The organism is Kitasatospora sp. MY 5-36, from assembly GCF_001182915.1.
In the GTDB taxonomy this organism is placed as follows: Bacteria; Actinomycetota; Actinomycetes; order Streptomycetales; family Streptomycetaceae; genus Kitasatospora.
In genome coordinates this window covers 1-1,971 of record NZ_LFVW01000340.1, presented here as the reverse complement: position 1 = coordinate 1,971, position 1,971 = coordinate 1, and the positions used below count along the sequence as shown (strand labels likewise).

The following is a 1,971-nucleotide window of genomic DNA, read 5'->3' as shown; positions in this document are numbered from 1 at the left end:
CGGCCACCACCTCCACCTCGGCACCCAGCGCCTCAAGCCCGGCCACCAGCTCCGCCGCACCCGGCGCCGCCGCACCACGACGACTCACCAGCACCAGCCGCCGCACCCCGTGCGACTCCACCAGATGCCGGGCCACCAACCCGCCCAACGTCCCCGTGCCACCCGTCACCAGCACCGTCCCCACCGGATCCAGGACCAGACCGGTGCCGGTGGGCGCCTCGGCACGCGCCAGGCGCGGCACCACCGCGGTCCCGTCGCGCCAGGCGACATGGGGTTCACCGGACGCGAGCGCGTCGGCCACCAGTGAGGCGGGCACCGCCGAGCCGTCGGTGTCCACCAGGACGATCCGGCCCGGGTGTTCGAGCTGCGCGGTGCGGACCAGGCCCCGGACGGCGGCCGCCGCCGGGTCCCCGGCGCCGTGCGCGGTCAGGACCGCGAGCGGGCCGGTGGAGTCACCGGCCAGGTGCTCCTGGATCCCGCCGAGCGCGGCGCCGACGAGCGCCCGGGCCGCCCGCGGCACCGACAGCCCCTCGGGGACGCGGGTCAGGTCGAGCACGTCCTCCCCGGACGGGCGGTCCGCCGCCCGCGGCAGGTCGGCGGGCGCCCAGTCGACGCGGTACAGGTGCTCGGCGGCGGTGTCCCGGGCGGCGGACAGCCGCTCGGGCGCCACCGGCCGCAGGACCAGCGCCCCGACGGCACCGACGGGCCGGCCGACCGGGTCGGTCAGCGCGAAGGAGACGCTGTCCGGGCCCTCCCGGCGGGAGTGCACCCGCAGCGCGGTGGCCCCGGACGCGTACAGGGCCACGTCGTTCCAGGCGAACGGCAGCAGCACCTCCCCCGGTCCGGCCACCGGCGCCGCGCCCAGGTTGGCGGACTGCAGGGCCGCGTCCAGCAGGGCCGGGTGCAGTCCGAACCGCCCGGCGGAGTCCGTCAGTTCCTCCGGCAGCGCGACCTCGGCGAACACCTCCTCGCCCGACCGCCAGGCGGCCCGCAGGCCCCGGAACGCGTCGCCGTACTCGTAGCCCGCCTCGGCCAGCCGCTCGTAGAAGCCGTCCAGGGCGACCGGCTCCGCGCCGGCCGGCGGCCACGCCTCGTAGCCGAACTCCGGTGCGGTCTCGGCCGCCAGGAAGCCGGTGGCGTGCCGGGTCCACCCGCCGCCCTCCGCGTCCTCGGGCCGCGAGTGCACGTGGACGGCCCGGCGGTCGTCGTCGGCGGTGGCCGGGTCGACCGTGACACGGACCTGGAGGCCACCGCGCTCGGGCAGGATCCCGGGCGCCTCGACGACCAGCTCGTCGAGTCGGCCGAGACCGGTCCGCTCCCCCGCCCGCAGGGCGAGTTCGAGGAAGGCCGCGCCGGGCAGCAGGACCGTCCCGGAAACGGCGTGGCCGGCCAGCCACGGGTGCGATCGGATCGACAGCCGCCCAGTGAACACCTCACCCCCGTCGGGCAGTTCGACCAGGGCGCCGAGCAGCGGGTGCTCGGCGGCGGCGACCCCGAACGCGGTCACGTCACCCGTGGCGGCCACGGGCTCCAGCCAGAAGCGCTGGTGCTGGAAGGCGTAGGTGGGCAGTTCGGAGGGACGGACGGTGCCGGCTCCGGCGTGGGCCGTGGACCAGTCCACGGGCAGGCCGCGGACGTGGAGTTCGGCGGCGGCGAGCAGGACGCGGTCCCAGCCGCCGTCCTCGCGGCGCAGGGTCCCGGTGACGACGGTCGGCGCCTGGACGGCCTCCTCCAGGGCCTCGACGACGGCGTGGGCGAGCACGGGGTGCGCGCTGACCTCGACGAAGGCCCGGAAGCCCTCGCCGGCCAGGGTCTCGACGGCGTCGGCGAAGCGGACGGTCTGCCGCAGGTTGCGGTACCAGTACCCGGCGTCCAGCTCCGGGCCCTCCAGCCAGCGGCCCTCGACGGTGGAGAGGAAGGGGATCGTAGCGGCCTGGGGCTTCACGGAGCCCAGCAGCTCGGCGAGTTCAG

General features: G+C 77.2%; 1 protein-coding gene. It reads right to left on the bottom strand.

The features are described 5' to 3' along the window. On the bottom strand, positions 1-1,971 hold a 1,971-nt coding region (locus tag AE652_RS21450; RefSeq protein WP_049653971.1), incomplete at both ends, for a polyketide synthase dehydratase domain-containing protein.